The organism is Bacillus sp. FSL R5-0654, from assembly GCF_038008745.1.
Classification (GTDB): domain Bacteria; phylum Bacillota; class Bacilli; order Bacillales; family Bacillaceae; genus Bacillus; species Bacillus safensis.
This window is the reverse complement of record NZ_JBBOZV010000001.1, coordinates 2,071,150-2,086,836: the sequence shown is the minus strand read 5'-3', so window position 1 is coordinate 2,086,836 and position 15,687 is coordinate 2,071,150. Positions and strand designations below refer to the sequence as shown.

Below are 15,687 nucleotides of genomic sequence, written 5' to 3'. Positions count from 1 at the left end.
CAATGTTGGTCTAACCTTGTCCTTTTCTTCATACGCTGTAAGGAGAAGGGCTAGGAGGGACTTGCATGAAACGAAAGCCAATCGCGATGATTCTATTATTTTTTCTCGTATTACAGCCAGCAGTTGTCAAAGGTGAGGAAACAGCTGCTAACACGCTGCAAGAATTAACGGAACTATCAGATTCCATCTTTCAATTAACGAGACAAGCTAAATATGATGAGGCGTTACAAGTCGCATTGTATGTTGAAAAGACATTTAAAGCTGAGAATTGGCGTGGAACTTTGACGAATACGCAGATTCGGCAAATTACACTTGGCTATCAAGATATGATAAAAGGGCTGCCGCAGGAAGAATTGAATGAGCGCGAAAAGCTTCGTTATGCCTCTCAATTTAGAATGCTGCTTGATGCGATCCAGTCGGATTCTGAGCCTCTTTGGGGTTCGCTGGAGAAGCCTATTATGGGCTCTTTTCCTACTTTGAAAAAAGAAGTAAAAGATCCAGAATCGACGACATTTTATGAAACTTGGAATGAGCTGGTTTCTTTATACGATATGATCTATCCAAGTTTAACCATTGATATTTCGCCTGAAAAGCTGCAGACGATTAAGCAGCACATGGAAGTGATTGAGCAAGGTGAATTTTTAAAAGCATCAAGTGGGACAAAGCTTGAACGTCTCACGAAGCTGGAAGAGGATTTATCGAGTGTGTTTGCTCACGTCGATGAAGATGAAGCGGATCCATCGCTTTTATGGGTCATCTTAACAACCGGGAGTATCATTTTATTAACGTTAACGTATGTTGGATTTCGGAAATATCGTGCAGAAAAAGAAAAGAAGCAAAAACGTCAGGCTGATTATCCTAAATCATAAAAAAAGAAGCCCAAAACTGGTGCTTCTTTTTTAATGCGGATTGAGCGGCTTTTTGTGTTCATCTAATGTAAAGCCTTCACCGAGTACATCATGCACGTCACTGACAGATACAAACGCATGAGGATCGACTGAGGTCACGACGCTTTTAAGGTGGACAAGCTCGTTTTTCGGAACGACGCAATAAAGAACGTTGCGCTCCTGTTTCGTATAGGAACCGACCCCTTTTAAGATGGTGACACCGCGCTCCATTTCATCTGTGATTTTCTTTTGAATGATGTCATCTTTTTCAGAGATAATCATGGCGCCTTTGGCAGCGTAAGCGCCTTCTTGCATGAAGTCAATGACCTTCGCAGCAACAAACACTGCGACAAGTGTATACATCGCTTCTTTATAATTTAAGTAGGTCAAAGAGATGGTAATGACGCATGCGTCGAAGATGAACATTGTTCGTCCCATTGCCACCTGATAATGCTTGTTGATCAGTCTTGCAATGATGTCCACACCGCCTGTTGTACCGCCGAATTTAAAGATGATTCCGAGGCCTGTTCCGATAAATACACCTGCAAAGAGGGCGGCTAAGGCTAAATCGTGCTGGAGAGGCATATGTATTTGAAAGCGCTGGAAGATGGCAAGAAAGACAGAAAGACTCACTGTTCCTACAATTGTATAAGTAAACATCGTTCTGCCGAGCATTTTCCAGCCTATAAAAAAGATCGGAATGTTTAAGACAAGGTTTGAAATAGATGGGTCAATGTGAAATAGAAAATATAAAAGCAGTGTAATACCTGTAAATCCGCCTTCCGCCAAATTGTTCTGCATATTAAAATGAACAAGACCGAAAGAAAAAATCGCAGATCCTATTAAAATAAATACGATATTTTTAAGACGAATTTCTTTTAGCAAGAGACCACTCCTTTTTTTGCTTAGACAGCGATAATATTATATGGTATGGGAGAGAAACAAGCAAACTGAGTCTTAAACATTTGTCAAATATTTATGATTTCGCTAACATGTAAGAGATGGATAGGAGGATGAGCTTCATGACGAAAGAAAAAACGCTGCGTCACGTGCAGCAAGAAGTAGATGATTACATAGGACAATTTAAAGAAGGCTATTTCAGCCCGCTTGCCATGATGGCCCGCCTGACAGAAGAATTAGGGGAGCTGGCAAGAGAGGTTAACCATTACTATGGAGAAAAGCCGAAAAAAACAACGGAAACAGAAAAAAGCATGGAAGAAGAAATTGGCGATGTTTTGTTTGTGTTAACATGCCTTGCTAATTCACTTGATATTTCACTAGAAGAAGCACATGATCGTGTGATGCATAAATTCAACACAAGAGATAAAGACCGCTGGACGAAAAAAGAAGGGAAGTAGAGACGATGACGAACGAAACCATCAAAGTAGTAATCGCTGGAGCAAGAGGAAGAATGGGGATAGAGGCTGTGAAGCTGGCGGAAGAAACAGGCCATTTTGAGCTGGTGGCAGCACTTGATCACGCGCATGAAGGAAAAAAATTATCTGATGTGATTCATACGACATCTCATGCGCCAATTTATACGGATATTGATGTGTGTCTTTCAGAAACAACACCAGATGTATTAATTGATTTAACAACACCAGAAATCGGGAAAGTACATACAAAAAAAGCACTTGAACATGGCGTGCGTCCAGTCGTCGGAACAACTGGATTTTCAGAAGATGACCTAAAAGAGCTTCAGCAATTAACAGAAGAAAAGGGCATAGGCTGTATTATTGCACCAAACTTTGCTGTCGGTGCGGTCTTAATGATGAAATTTGCCAAAATGGCAGCGAATTATTTTCCTGACGTTGAAATCATTGAGCTTCACCATGATAAAAAACTAGATGCCCCAAGCGGTACGGGCTTAAAAACGGCTGAAATGATTGCAGAAGTAAGAGAAAGCAAAAAACAGGGACATCCAGAAGAGAAAGAATTAATCGAAGGTGCACGAGGAGCAGATTATGATGGTATCCGTCTGCACAGCGTGAGACTTCCTGGCATGATTGCACATCAAGAAGTGCTGTTTGGAATGGACGGACAGACGCTCACCATTCGTCATGATTCTTATAACCGTGCATCCTTTATGTCAGGCGTGAAACTTTCAGTAGAGCAGGTCATGCACATTGATCAGCTCGTTTATGGTTTAGAAAATATCATCGACTAATAAGGAGTGGATTCCTGATGAACATTGCTTTAATCGCTCATGATAAGAAAAAAAGTGACATGATTCAGTTTACCACTGCGTACCGTGATATTTTGGCAGATCATACACTTTACGCAACAGGGACAACAGGTTTGAGAGTGAAAGAAGCGACGGGGCTTCCCATTCATCGTTTCCAATCAGGACCACTTGGGGGAGATCAGCAGATCGGTGCTTTAATTGCTGATAATGCAATGGATCTTGTGCTCTTTTTTAGAGACCCGCTAACTGCGCAGCCGCATGAACCGGATGTATCTGCACTCATCCGGCTTTGCGATGTGTATACCATTCCATTAGCCACCAATATGGGAACTGCTGAAATTTTAGTCAGGAATTTAAATAAAGGTACGTTTGATTTTCGAGATGTAGCAAAAAACGGAGGAACAAATGAAACGACTTGATATCCTTGCATTCGGTGCCCATAGCGATGATGTAGAGATCGGAATGGGCGGAACGATTGCAAAATACGTAAAAAAAGGGGCGCGCGTCGGGATTTGCGACTTGACCCAGGCCGAATTATCTTCAAATGGAACAGTAGAGAGCCGCAAAGAAGAAGCAAAAGCCGCCGCCGCTATTTTAGGTGTCAGAGCGAGAATCCAGCTCACACTGCCAGATAGAGGGCTGTATCTAAATGATGAAGCGATGAAGGAAATTGCGGGCGTGATTCGAACTTACAAACCGAAACTGATTTTCGCTCCGTACCACCAAGATCGGCATCCAGATCATGGCCATGCGGGCTCACTTGTAGAAGAGGCCGCTTTTTCTGCAGGTATACATAAATTTGAAGATTCATACAAGCAGCCAGCGCATAAAATAACTCAAATGTATTATTACATGATTAATGGGCACCATCGTCCAGATTTTGTGATCGATATTTCTGAGGAAATGCACCAAAAAATTGATAGCCTGCATGCGTATAAAAGCCAATTTGTTAAATCGGCAAACTCAGTAGAGACACCTCTTGTGAACGGTTATATTGATTTTGTCAAAATGAGAGAGTCTATGTATGGAAGAGAAGTCAACAAAGCTTATGCAGAAGGGTTTATCACAAAGAAACCACTTTTGTTGGACGATGACTTACTTGGGGGGTAATTATGAAAAAACTGAAGGTCGGAATTACTTGTTATCCAAGTGTCGGCGGCTCAGGCATTATAGCCACGGAGCTTGGAAAACGTTTAGCTGAAAAAGGGCACGATGTTCATTTCATTACCTCTAGCATTCCGTTTAGGCTTAATAAAGTATATCCGAATATTTATTTTCATGAGGTGGATGTGAATCAATATGCAGTTTTTCAATATCCGCCTTATGACCTTGCGCTGGCAAGTAAATTGGCAGAAGTCGCAAAACGAGAAAAGCTTGATATTATTCATGCGCATTATGCAGTCCCGCACGCTGTCTGTGCGTTTCTAGCCAAACAAATGACTGGACACTCTGTGAAAGTCGTTACGACGCTTCATGGAACGGATATTACGGTTTTAGGCTATGATCCATCATTAAAAGAAGTGATTCGGTTCGCCATCGAATCATCGGATCGCGTAACAGCGGTATCGCATTCATTAGCTGCGCAGACATACGATCTCATCAAACCAGATAAAAAGATTGATACGATTCATAATTTTGTAGATGAACGGGTGTATTTGCGTGAAGATCACGATTTGCTAAAGACACATTATGGTCTTTTACCGAACGAAAAGGTCATCATTCATGTATCAAACTTTCGAAAGGTGAAACGGGTGCATGACGTGATTCATGTGTTTCAAAAGATTGCTGAACAGGTGCAGGCAAAGCTGCTGCTCATTGGTGATGGTCCTGAGAAATCGGTTGTATGTGAACTCGTGAAAAAATTAGGACTGACAGACCGCGTGTTATTTTTAGGCAAGCAAGAGAAGGTTGAGGAGCTATATTCAATAAGTGATTTGAAGCTGCTTCTTTCAGAGAAGGAGAGCTTTGGGCTTGTGCTTCTTGAAGCAATGGCGTGCGGTGTTCCTTGTATCGGTACGGATGTCGGCGGTATTCCAGAGGTCATTACACATGGAGAAACAGGTTTTCTTGTCCCGCTCGGCGATATAGACGGAGCAGCAAAGCACGCAGTGTCTCTGCTGAAAGACGAAGCGCTTCATGAAAAAGTGTCAGCGGCAGCTCAGTCTAGTGTTCAGGCTCATTTCTCCTCTGATAAGATTGTGAGTGAATATGAGAAGCTTTACCTAGAATTGATCGAAGGTGATGATGAAGATGAATGAACCATTCACACATGCGATCCCTATATTACATACACTGCACGAACATGGGCATCAGGCTTACTTTGTTGGCGGAGCGGTGAGAGATGTTCTATTAGGACGGGAAATCGGTGATATCGATATTGCGACAGATGCAACACCTGATAAGGTTGAGTCTTTATTTGAAAAAACAGTAGATGTCGGTAAGGAGCATGGCACTGTCATTGTGTTGCATGATGGTGTCAGCTATGAGGTCACGACGTTTCGAACGGAATCAGAATATGAAGATTTTCGCAGACCGAAAGAAGTGGCGTTTATTACGTCGCTTAAGGAAGATCTTTTAAGAAGAGATTTAACGATTAATGCAATGGCCATGGATATAAATGGAGAAATTATTGATCATGTAGGTGGTAAACAGGATATTAAGCGGAAACGAATTCAAACTGTTGGAGATCCTGCGTGCCGCTTTCAAGAAGATGCGCTTCGCATGATGAGAGCTGTCCGTTTTTTAAGCCAGCTTGGCTTTGAACTCGCTGATGAAACGGCTGAAGCTATGAAAAAGGATAAGCATCTGCTTGCCAACATATCAGTTGAGCGCAAAAAGATTGAAATGGAGAAGCTTTTAAAAGGCCGTCATTGTGAGCAGGCCATTCAAGTACTCATTTCAACCAATTTATATGAAGAATTGCCAGGTCTCAAAGAGGAGCGTCTTCATGAATCCTTTCAAGCCTTTCCATATTACTTACTGGATGGACTAGAAGAGGTATGGGGGGCTTGCATCCATTTGCTCGGCCTAGATGAAGCGGAGGCTGCGGCCTTCTTAAAAGAATGGAAGCTGTCAACCAAGCTTTTGAAAGAAGCAGTAGCCATTAGTAAATACGTTGATTGTGACTGGGATGCGGAAAACATGTTTGAAGCTGGTGAACACGTGCTCTTATCTAGTTTGAAGATCACACAGCTAAAACATGAGCGCCGCATTTTCTTTGATGAGCTGGAGGCAGCGAAGCGTTCTTATGATGCACTGCCGATTAAAAAGCTCCAAGACCTCGCTGTTTCAGGAAAAGATTTAATGGCCTTTCGGCAAAAGTCGTCTGGGAAATGGATTGCAGAGGAGCTCAATTTTGTGAAAAAAGCCGTTTTGCAAAACCGTTTAGAAAACCGAAAAGAAGCCATAGAGGAGTGGCTTAAAGCATGCGATCCGCAATTAGAAAACGATTAATTGAACTATTTACAGCATCCAGTGAGGATTTTGTCTCAAGTCAGCAAATTTGTGATGAACTTGGCTGTTCCCGAACAGCTGTGTGGAAGCATATGGAGGACTTGCGAAAAGAGGGGTATGAGGTAGAAGCAGTTAGAAGAAAAGGATACCGTCTGCTTCGTAAACCGGACAAAATTAGTGAGGACGAAATTCTGTTTGGTCTTGAAACAGAGAGCTTCGGCAGGCATATTTACTTTCAGAAAGAAGTCGCTTCAACTCAGCTGATTGCCCATGATCTTGTAAATGAAGGTGCGCCCCACGGCACGATCGTTGTCAGTGATCATCAGACAAACGGAAAAGGGCGTCTTCAAAGAACGTGGCATTCACCACATGGGACAGGCGTTTGGATGAGTCTCATTCTCCGGCCTGAAATTCCGCTGCATAAAGCGCCGCAAATGACGCTTTTGGCATCTGTAGCCATCGCAGAAGCAATTGCGCAGCAAACAGGACTCAGTCCATCTATTAAATGGCCAAACGATATTTTGTTGAATGGAAAAAAGGTCGTTGGCATTCTGACTGAATTAAAAGCAGAAGCTGACCAGGTTCATGCGGTCATTATTGGACCGGGCATAAATGTGAACCAAACAGCTGATGACTTTCCGGAAGAACTAAAGGATGTCGCCACAAGTCTGCGGATGGAACTGAATGAAAAAGTGGATCGTGCTGCACTTATACAACAGATCATGTCCACTTTTGAAAAAAGATATGATGATTATATGAAGCAAGGATTTGCGCCCATTAAACAATTATGGGAATCGTTTGCGATGACGATCGGTCAACATATTGTTGCCCGCACCGTCAATGGGCAATATACGGGGAAGGCGCTTGGCATCAATGAAGAAGGTGTTTTATTGCTTGAAACGGAGGACGGTATCCAAAAAATCTACTCCGCAGACATTGAGATCAAGTCAACTTGAGTGGAACACCCGGCACATTTTTGATATACTTCGTGTGGGCAGTATCTGCAAAGAACTGTACCTGTTAGGAAGAAAAATTCGATAAATTTCTGCCTTGATCCTAAGGGACTTGGACAGAGGGATGATTCGCCGCACATGAGAAATCAAAGCATGTGATGTGAGGCAAGCCATCTCCTCTCCAGAATGAGGAGGAACAAATGAAGACAAAGCTAGATTTTTTCAAAATGAAAGAACAAAACGAACCTATTGTGATGCTGACCGCATACGACTATCCAGCTGCAAAGCAAGCGGAAAAAGCGGAAGTCGACATGATCTTAGTTGGTGATTCACTTGGGATGGTTGTACTTGGACTAGATTCCACAGTTCAAGTCACGATGGATGATATGATCCATCACACAAAAGCAGTGAAAAGAGGCGCAAAAGACACATTTGTTGTGACTGATATGCCATTTATGTCTTACCATTATTCGTTAGAAGAAACAATGAAAAATGCTGCACGCATCATGCAAGAAAGTGGTGCCGATGCCTTAAAGCTAGAAGGCGGAGATGGAGTATTTGAATCCATTCAAGCTTTAACAAGAGGCGGAATTCCTGTCGTCAGTCATTTAGGCCTCACACCTCAATCAGTTGGTGTACTTGGCGGATATAAAGTGCAAGGAAAAGACCACGAAAGTGCTCAAAAATTGATTGAAGACAGCTTGAAATGTGAGGAAGCCGGTGCAATCGCTCTTGTGCTGGAATGCGTACCTGGCGAACTGACAAAACGAATTACCGACATGCTGAAGATTCCTGTGATCGGAATTGGTGCAGGAGCTGAGGCAGACGGACAAGTTCTCGTTTACCATGATGTGGTAGGATACGGGGTGTCTAGAACACCTAAGTTTGTGAAACAATACGCGCAAATTGATACTGTTTTAGAAGAAGCGCTCATTCAATATACGAAAGAAGTAAAAGCACGCACATTTCCAGAGGACATGCACACGTTTCATATCAAAGAAGAAGTCCTTGATGGCTTATATGGGGGAATCAAAAAATGAATGTTGTCACCCATATTCACGAGCTAAAAGAATTAATCAAGCAGCATCAAGAAAAACAGCATTCCATCGGCTTTGTCCCAACGATGGGTTTTCTTCATGAAGGACATCTGACGCTTGCGAAAGAGGCAAGAAGTCAAAATGACATTGTCGTGATGAGTATTTTTGTCAATCCGTTGCAATTTGGACCAAATGAAGACTTTGAATCCTATCCAAGGGATATGGAAAGAGACCAGCGTCTGGCAGAAGCAGCAGGGGTGGATATTTTATTTACACCTGATGTGAAGGAAATGTACCAAAATGAACCATCTATTACGATGACGGTTCAAAAGCGGACAGATGTCTTATGCGGAAAAAAACGTCCAGGACATTTTGACGGCGTTGTCACTGTGCTCACAAAGCTGTTTCATCTTGTGTCACCAACAAATGTCTACTTTGGACTAAAGGATGCACAGCAAGTCGCTGTGATCGATGCGATGATCAAGGATTTCTTCTTTGATCTTCACCTTGTATCTGTACCGACAGTCAGAGAAGAAGACGGTTTAGCGAAAAGCTCAAGGAATGTGTACTTGTCAGAAAAAGAAAGACAAGAAGCACCCGCTTTATACCGCGCATTAAAAAAAGGACGGTCAGCTGTTGAAAACGGTGAACGTGATGTCAGTCGTGTGTATCAGCTGATTGAAGAGGAACTTGTTCAGACGTGCGGAGAAATTGATTATATTGAGATCTATTCTTATCCAGAACTTGAGCCGCTTCAGCAGTTAGCAGGTCAAGTCATTATGGCGGTTGCGGTGAAATTCTCACGGGCAAGACTGATTGATAATGTGATTTTCCATGTTCCTGAAAGCGGTGAAAAACATGTATAGAACCTTTATGACATCTAAGCTTCATAAAGCAACGGTAACAGAAGCAAACTTACATTATGTAGGAAGTATTACAATTGACGAAGATTTACTTGATGCGGCAGGTATGATGGCAAATGAGAAAGTACAAATTGTCAATAATCATAATGGCGCGAGACTTGAAACATATATTATTCCCGGCGAAAGAAAGAGCGGTGTCATTTGTCTAAATGGGGCGGCGGCGAGATTGGTTCAGCCAGGGGATGAGGTCATTATTATCGCTTATGGGATGCTGTCAGAAGAAGAAGCTAAGACACATACACCAAAAGTGGTCGTGTTAAATAAACAAAATCAAATTGAACAAATGATTGGACAAGAGCCTGCGAGAACGATTTTATAACGCAGGCTCCGTGGAAACAGAACAGTTTCAGAAGAGAGGCTGTTCTGTTTCATCTATTTTGTCCAGAGCGTGTTTCACTTTAGGGTGAAACGAGGAATTGAGGTGTCCATTTTATGACCGATCAAAGGTTTGTTGTCGTTGATATTGAAACCACCGGGAATTCACCTAAAAAGGGTGATAAAATCATTCAAATAGCTGCGGTGGTCATTGAAAATGGACAAATTGTCGAACGGTATTCAAAATATGTGAACCCGGGAAAAGCAATCCCAGGATTTATTGAACAGCTGACAGGCATTCAGCAGCACATGGTTGACGATGCGGTGTTTTTTGAGGACATTGCCCAAGAGGTGTATGATCTCATACAGGGTGCTTATTTTGTTGCGCACAATGTTCATTTTGACTTGAATTTTTTAAATGATGAACTAAAAGCATGCGGGAAAAATGAGCTGGATGTGCTAGCAATTGATACAGTTGAGATCTCTAGAATTCTTTATCCTGAGCTTGAAGGTTATAAGCTCACTGAATTAAGTGAAGAGCTCATGCTTCCACATGACCACCCGCATAGGGCGGATAGTGATGCGGAAGTTACTGCCATGTTATTTTTAACTTTATTACATCAATTAAAACATACACCGAAAAATGTGCTGAAGCAGCTGCGCAGATTATCCTCTTATCTCCTAAGTGATATAGGACTTTTAATTAAGCAGCTTGAAACAAGCCATGCTAGCTGGGAAGATTCTTTAGTGGAAGTCGGCTCTTTTGCTGTAAAAAATGTCACCAATCCTATCAGCAGGGCGACACATTCAGTAAGTGAAGATGATGAACAGCTGTTTGAGGAAATCAAAAAGAAGCTTCCGCAAACGGTAGAAGGCTATGAGGTAAGAGAAGGCCAGCTTACGATGATGAATAAAGTGAGAGACGTGTTTCATGAAAGAGCCTATGCATTAATTGAAGCGGCACCGGGTATTGGAAAAACGCTCGCTTACCTCATCCCAGCTGCTCTAGAAGCGAGGAAATCAGGAAAACCTGTCATTATTAGTACATATTCCATACTTTTGCAGCAGCAAATGCTTCAGCGCGATGTGCCGATGTTGAATCAATTGCTTCCGTTTGAGCCTGCTGCCTGTGTATTTAAAGGTCGGGCGCATTACATTTGTTTAGATAAGTTTGAGCATGTGCTTCATGAGGAAGATGATAACTATGATGTCGTCTTAACGAAGGCGCAAATTTTAATGTGGCTCCTTGTAACAGAAACAGGTGATTTATCTGAACTGAATTTACCGTCAGGAGCTGCCAATATAAAAGACCGCATTTCTTGTGTGCATATGCCGTTTACATCGAAAAAGCGCCGTTTTAAAGAGTATTGCTTTTATGAGCGCGCCAAAAAAAGGGCAAGAACAGCTGATATAATTTTAACGAATCATCGTCTGCTTTTATCACAAACGGAGGCATCGTCTATCTTTCAGCATGCTGACGTATATGTGATAGACGAAGCCCATCAATTTGAGAAAACAGCCAATGAAACACTAGGGGATAGTGCGTCTTATATCCAGCTTCACGCGAAATTAACGCAGCTTGGCTCCTTGCAAGGCGGACTGTTAAAGAAACTGAAAAAGAGATTTCATCATGCAGGGTTACAGACAGACACCTTTATTGAAATGGATGAGTATCTCAATCAGCTTCAAATGGAAAGTGACGCTTTCTTTAGCACCGTCCATTCATTTGTGAAAAGGACAAAACCAAAAGCCGACATCAATCGTCTCATTCATAGAGTACGTCATCATTCAAAGCATGCTCAGTGGAAACGGATTAAAGAAACGGCAAGTAAGCTTTGTTCCTTGTTAATTGCTTGTGAGAAACTGTATGAACAGCAAAAAAATGAGCTTCTTCAAAAAAGTGATCAGCTGACAGAACACTTTGCCTTTGAAGCAGAGGAATACGACCAAGTCATGTCGTTTATGCATACTTTTTGCAGTACACTGTACCGGTTTATCTTTGAACCGAAAAACGATGAAACGGTTTGGATTGAAATTGATGCAAAAGGTGCCAAAAACGCAGTCTTTATGCATGCACAGCCGTTAGATACTGGGGAGCTTTTGGCTGATCGTTTCTTTATGAACAAAAAGAGTGTTGTCCTCACATCAGGGACACTCACCATCAATCACCGCTTTGATTATTGCTTGGAACGGTTTGGCCTGCAAGATTTTTACCCTCATCTTGTGCAAATTGATTCACCTTTTGAACTTGAAAAACAGCTTAAGGTCATTGTTCCAGCAGACATGCCGCCGATTACAAACCGTGATGAACGAGATTATGTAAAGCAGGCTGCGCAATATATTAAGGTTATGGAAAAGCAGCAGCATGCAAAAATATTGGTTTTGTTTAATTCACATGAGATGTTAAAAGCAGTCTATGAAGAGCTAAAAACAGAAGGGATGCAGTCAGCCCTTTTTGCTCAAGGTTTGACAGGCGGAAGCCCCGTAAAATTAACGAAAATGTTCAAATTAGCAAAACAAGCTATTTTACTTGGTACGGGTAGTTTTTGGGAAGGTGTTGATTTTCCAGGCTCAGAGCTGACAACAGTCATCATGGCACGTCTTCCGTTCAGGCCGCCTGATTCTCCTCTCATTGAAGCCAAATGTGATGCAGCTAAAAAACAAGGGAAGAATCCGTTTAAAGCCGTCGCTTTACCAGAAGCTGTGTTAACCTTTAAGCAAGGAGCTGGACGCTTGCTGCGCTCTGAAAAAGACATAGGCACATTGCTGATTTTAGACCGCCGAGTGAAAACAGCTTCATATGGAAAACTATTTTTAGAATCACTCCCTCATGCGCCGGTTCACGAGATGTCAAAAGAGTCACTTGAGGCGTATATAGAAAACCTTAACAACGAAAAGCCGCTGTCATAAGCGGCCTTTAGCTGGTGTGGGTTTGGAGTTAATTTATCGTAACGGCTTTTTGTGTTCCGTTGTAAAAATAGTATCGGTTCCCGTGCAGAAAAGTATGACTAACAATATTTACGTACCGAGGAGGAATTAGAAGTGGAAAGTAAAATAGAGGTACTTTCAACTGTTCAAATTAAGCATTCAGAAGACCTATACAAAATCGTTGATTTATTGAACAGAACGCTTAAAAGAGAAGATCTCATGTTTGGATTAGCATTAGATCAAGAAGACCAAAATCAAGCGGTATTTACGATATATCGCACATAGGGGAAGCTTGACATGAAAAAAATAGTCTGGATTATTTCATCTGTAGTGGCTCTCGTTCTGCTTATTGGCATCATCAGCTTTACGTGGATTTATCAAATTGCCATGGGACAAAGAGAACAAGGGCATGAAGCAGCGATCGAACGAGCAAAAGAACAAGCAAACATCGTACAAGTGGAGCAAGTGGAAACCTTTGTCGGGAAAGAAAAACAATTTATTGTTGAAGGGAAAAACAAACAGAATGAAACGATCTACGTTTGGGTTCCTGCCAGCAAAAAAGAAAAAGTGATCGCAAAAAAAGCAAAAGAAGGCATTACCTCGAATCAAGCAGTACAAGCCGTTCAAAAGGAGAACACGGTCTCTAAGCTAAAAGAAGTCAAATTAGCGAGAGAAGGTGACGTACTTCTTTGGGAAGTGACATACTTAAATGAAAACAATCAATATAGCTTCAGCTATGTCGACTTCTCGACAGGACACGTGGAAAAAAATTTAACACCGTAGTTTCTCCTGTCTTGCGTTGACCATGCTGATTTAGAACGGTTATAATAAAATGTATGAAAAAAGATTCACACCTGTCTAAAGGTGAGTTTCTTTCTGGCTTTGGAGGGAATTATGTTGAAAACAACGATTAATCAAGTGTTCAAACACGTCGATCAAGAAGTAACAATCGGCGCATGGATTGCCAATAAACGTTCAAGCGGAAAAATTGCATTTTTGCAGCTGCGTGACGGGACAGGCTTTATTCAAGGAGTCGTAGTAAAAGCAGAAGTGGAAGAGGAAGTCTTTAAGCTTGCGAAATCAGTCACTCAAGAAACATCTGTCTATGTAACAGGTCAAGTGACAAAAGATGAGCGTTCACCGCTAGGTTTTGAATTGCAAGTGAAATCCATTGAAGTGATTCATGAAGCGACAGATTATCCAATTACACCAAAAGAGCATGGAACAGAATTCTTAATGGATCACCGTCATTTATGGCTTCGTTCTAAAAAACAGCATGCCATTATGAAAATCCGTAACGAAATTATTCGTGCTACATATGAATACTTCCATCAAGAAGGTTTCGTGAAAGTAGATCCGCCAATTTTAACTGGAAGTGCACCTGAAGGCACAACGGAACTGTTTGCTACGAAATATTTTGATGAAGATGCATACCTTTCTCAAAGTGGCCAGCTTTACATGGAAGCTGCAGCAATGGCACTCGGAAAAGTATTCTCATTTGGCCCAACATTTAGAGCTGAAAAATCTAAAACAAAACGTCATTTAATTGAGTTTTGGATGATCGAGCCGGAGATGGCTTTTGTCGAATTCAATGAAAACCTTGAGTATCAAGAAAATTATGTGTCTCATGTTGTACAAAGTGTACTTGAAAACTGTAAAGTGGAGCTGCAAACGCTAGGCCGTGATACAGCAAAATTAGAAAATATCAAAGCACCATTCCCGCGCATCACTTACGATGAAGCGATAAAATTCTTGCAGGAAAAAGGCTTTGATGATATCGAATGGGGAGATGACTTCGGTGCGCCTCACGAAACAGCGATCGCCGAAAGCTATGATAAACCAGTGTTTATCACTCATTACCCAACATCATTAAAACCGTTTTATATGCAGCCAGCACCGGATCGTGAAGATGTTGTCCTTTGTGCAGACTTGATTGCACCAGAAGGCTACGGAGAGATTATTGGCGGTTCTGAGCGTGTTCATGATTTAGAGCTTCTTGAAGCAAGATTGAAAGAACATGGGCTTGATCAAGAAACTTACAAATGGTATACAGAATTAAGACAATACGGTTCTGTACCGCATTCAGGTTTTGGTCTTGGACTTGAACGTACAGTTGCTTGGATTAGCGGAGCGCCGCATGTGCGTGAAACCATTCCTTTCCCAAGATTATTAAACCGTTTATACCCTTAAGACGTGAAAGCCTCCAACAAATGGAGGCTTTTTCAAACGTCTTTTTAGAGAGGCACGTGAAATAAAACGTGATATACTTAAAGTGAAGAGGTGTATCCGATGAATAGGCAGCAATTTATTAATATGCAGCAAATGGGGTCGACAAGTTTGCCTAATTTGCTGATTGCTCATTATGAGCAGTTAGGACTGAATGAATCACAGATGATGGTGATGCTCAAGATTAAAATGAATGAAGAACAAGGCGTTTTCTTTCAAACATTTGAAGAGCTTTCTCAAGGGATGACCATTTCAGCGGAAGAGTGCGCGTATATGGTTCAGCATCTGATTCAAAAAGGATTTATCTCGATTCAGCCATTTGAAGACAGGTCTGGTATTCAGCATGACCGTTACTCAGTAGAACCTTTATGGGGCGTGCTGTATGACTTTTTAGAAACAAAACAGGCGAAAGAAGTTCAAAAACAACAGGTGCAGGCTGAAAAATCTTTATATGCTTTATTTGAAGATGAATTCGGCAGACCGCTGTCACCTCTTGAAGGAGAAACACTTTCGATCTGGATGGATCAAGACCATCATGATGCTGAGATGATTCGGCTAGCACTAAGAGAAGCCGTTTTATCAGGGAAATTAAATTTCCGTTATATTGATCGAATTTTATTTGAGTGGAAAAAGAAAGGGCTGAAAACAGCGAAAGAAGCAAAAGAACATAGCCAGCACTTCCGTTCTCAGCAGAAAACGCCACCTTCAAATGAAGAGACGTCCACTTATAAACGACAAGTTCCTTTTTATAATTGGCTGGAACAATAACCAATAAAGGAG

17 protein-coding genes are annotated in these 15,687 nt (G+C 41.7%); 16 read left to right on the top strand and 1 reads right to left on the bottom strand.

The window, feature by feature from the left end:
* Positions 1 to 65: 65 nt before the first annotated feature.
* Positions 66 to 869: a sporulation protein YpjB gene (ypjB, locus tag NSS76_RS10395; protein WP_024422790.1), complete on the top strand. Its 804-nt coding sequence runs from the start codon at positions 66 to 68 to the stop codon at positions 867 to 869.
* Between the two features lie 30 nt (positions 870 to 899).
* Here the strand turns inward: ypjB and NSS76_RS10390 are convergent, their stop codons facing one another.
* On the bottom strand, positions 900 to 1,772 hold the full coding sequence (locus NSS76_RS10390; protein ID WP_024422789.1) for a YitT family protein: 873 nt from the start codon (positions 1,770 to 1,772) through the stop codon (positions 900 to 902).
* Positions 1,773 to 1,909: 137 nt separating this feature from the next.
* On the opposite strand from NSS76_RS10390, the gene NSS76_RS10385 reads away from it, so the two are divergent.
* The 15 genes from NSS76_RS10385 to NSS76_RS10315 all read left to right on the top strand — a co-directional run bounded on the left by NSS76_RS10385 (position 1,910) and on the right by NSS76_RS10315 (position 15,675).
* Positions 1,910 to 2,245, top strand: coding sequence for a nucleotide pyrophosphohydrolase (locus NSS76_RS10385; RefSeq protein WP_024422788.1), 336 nt, complete (start codon positions 1,910 to 1,912; stop codon positions 2,243 to 2,245).
* A gap of 5 nt (positions 2,246 to 2,250) precedes the next feature.
* Positions 2,251 to 3,054, top strand: coding sequence for a 4-hydroxy-tetrahydrodipicolinate reductase (gene dapB / locus NSS76_RS10380; protein WP_024422787.1), 804 nt, complete (start codon positions 2,251 to 2,253; stop codon positions 3,052 to 3,054).
* A 17-nt stretch (positions 3,055 to 3,071) separates the two neighbouring features.
* A complete protein-coding gene (mgsA, locus tag NSS76_RS10375; protein ID WP_024422786.1) occupies positions 3,072 to 3,491 on the top strand; it encodes a methylglyoxal synthase in 420 nt (139 codons plus the stop codon).
* On the top strand, positions 3,478 to 4,182 hold the full coding sequence (gene bshB1, locus NSS76_RS10370) for a bacillithiol biosynthesis deacetylase BshB1 (protein ID WP_034623468.1): 705 nt from the start codon (positions 3,478 to 3,480) through the stop codon (positions 4,180 to 4,182). The genes mgsA and bshB1 overlap by 14 nt, the downstream gene beginning before the upstream one ends.
* A 2-nt stretch (positions 4,183 to 4,184) precedes the next feature.
* Entirely contained in the window at positions 4,185 to 5,330 is a 1,146-nt protein-coding gene (bshA, locus tag NSS76_RS10365) for an N-acetyl-alpha-D-glucosaminyl L-malate synthase BshA (RefSeq protein ID WP_024422784.1), read from the top strand.
* Positions 5,323 to 6,525, top strand: a complete 1,203-nt coding sequence (locus NSS76_RS10360; RefSeq protein ID WP_056767124.1) for a CCA tRNA nucleotidyltransferase — start codon at positions 5,323 to 5,325, stop codon at positions 6,523 to 6,525. Before bshA ends, NSS76_RS10360 begins: the two co-directional genes overlap by 8 nt.
* On the top strand, positions 6,498 to 7,481 hold the full coding sequence (locus NSS76_RS10355) for a biotin--[acetyl-CoA-carboxylase] ligase (RefSeq protein WP_056767122.1): 984 nt from the start codon (positions 6,498 to 6,500) through the stop codon (positions 7,479 to 7,481). The genes NSS76_RS10360 and NSS76_RS10355 overlap by 28 nt, the downstream gene beginning before the upstream one ends.
* A 197-nt stretch (positions 7,482 to 7,678) precedes the next feature.
* Positions 7,679 to 8,518, top strand: coding sequence for a 3-methyl-2-oxobutanoate hydroxymethyltransferase (gene panB / locus NSS76_RS10350; RefSeq protein ID WP_024422781.1), 840 nt, complete (start codon positions 7,679 to 7,681; stop codon positions 8,516 to 8,518).
* A complete protein-coding gene (gene panC, locus NSS76_RS10345; protein WP_056767120.1) occupies positions 8,515 to 9,381 on the top strand; it encodes a pantoate--beta-alanine ligase in 867 nt (288 codons plus the stop codon). Before panB ends, panC begins: the two co-directional genes overlap by 4 nt.
* The gene (gene panD, locus NSS76_RS10340; RefSeq protein WP_024422780.1) at positions 9,374 to 9,757 is read left to right on the top strand and encodes an aspartate 1-decarboxylase; all 384 of its coding nucleotides are present in this window, start codon (positions 9,374 to 9,376) and stop codon (positions 9,755 to 9,757) included. The genes panC and panD overlap by 8 nt, the downstream gene beginning before the upstream one ends.
* Before the next feature lie 113 nt (positions 9,758 to 9,870).
* Positions 9,871 to 12,663 (top strand): ATP-dependent DNA helicase DinG, encoded by a 2,793-nt coding sequence (dinG, locus tag NSS76_RS10335; RefSeq protein WP_056767117.1) that lies wholly within the window; start codon positions 9,871 to 9,873, stop codon positions 12,661 to 12,663.
* A 132-nt stretch (positions 12,664 to 12,795) separates the two neighbouring features.
* Positions 12,796 to 12,966 (top strand): YpmA family protein, encoded by a 171-nt coding sequence (locus NSS76_RS10330; protein ID WP_065214698.1) that lies wholly within the window; start codon positions 12,796 to 12,798, stop codon positions 12,964 to 12,966.
* A 12-nt stretch (positions 12,967 to 12,978) separates the two neighbouring features.
* Complete coding sequence (gene tseB, locus NSS76_RS10325; protein ID WP_056767115.1) at positions 12,979 to 13,464, top strand: cell wall elongation/penicillin-binding protein regulator TseB; 486 nt, start codon at positions 12,979 to 12,981, stop codon at positions 13,462 to 13,464.
* Positions 13,465 to 13,578: 114 nt separating this feature from the next.
* On the top strand, positions 13,579 to 14,871 hold the full coding sequence (asnS, locus tag NSS76_RS10320; RefSeq protein WP_024428109.1) for an asparagine--tRNA ligase: 1,293 nt from the start codon (positions 13,579 to 13,581) through the stop codon (positions 14,869 to 14,871).
* 99 nt (positions 14,872 to 14,970) lie between these two features.
* Positions 14,971 to 15,675: a DnaD domain-containing protein gene (locus NSS76_RS10315; protein WP_024422777.1), complete on the top strand. Its 705-nt coding sequence runs from the start codon at positions 14,971 to 14,973 to the stop codon at positions 15,673 to 15,675.
* The last annotated feature ends 12 nt before the right edge of the window (positions 15,676 to 15,687 follow it).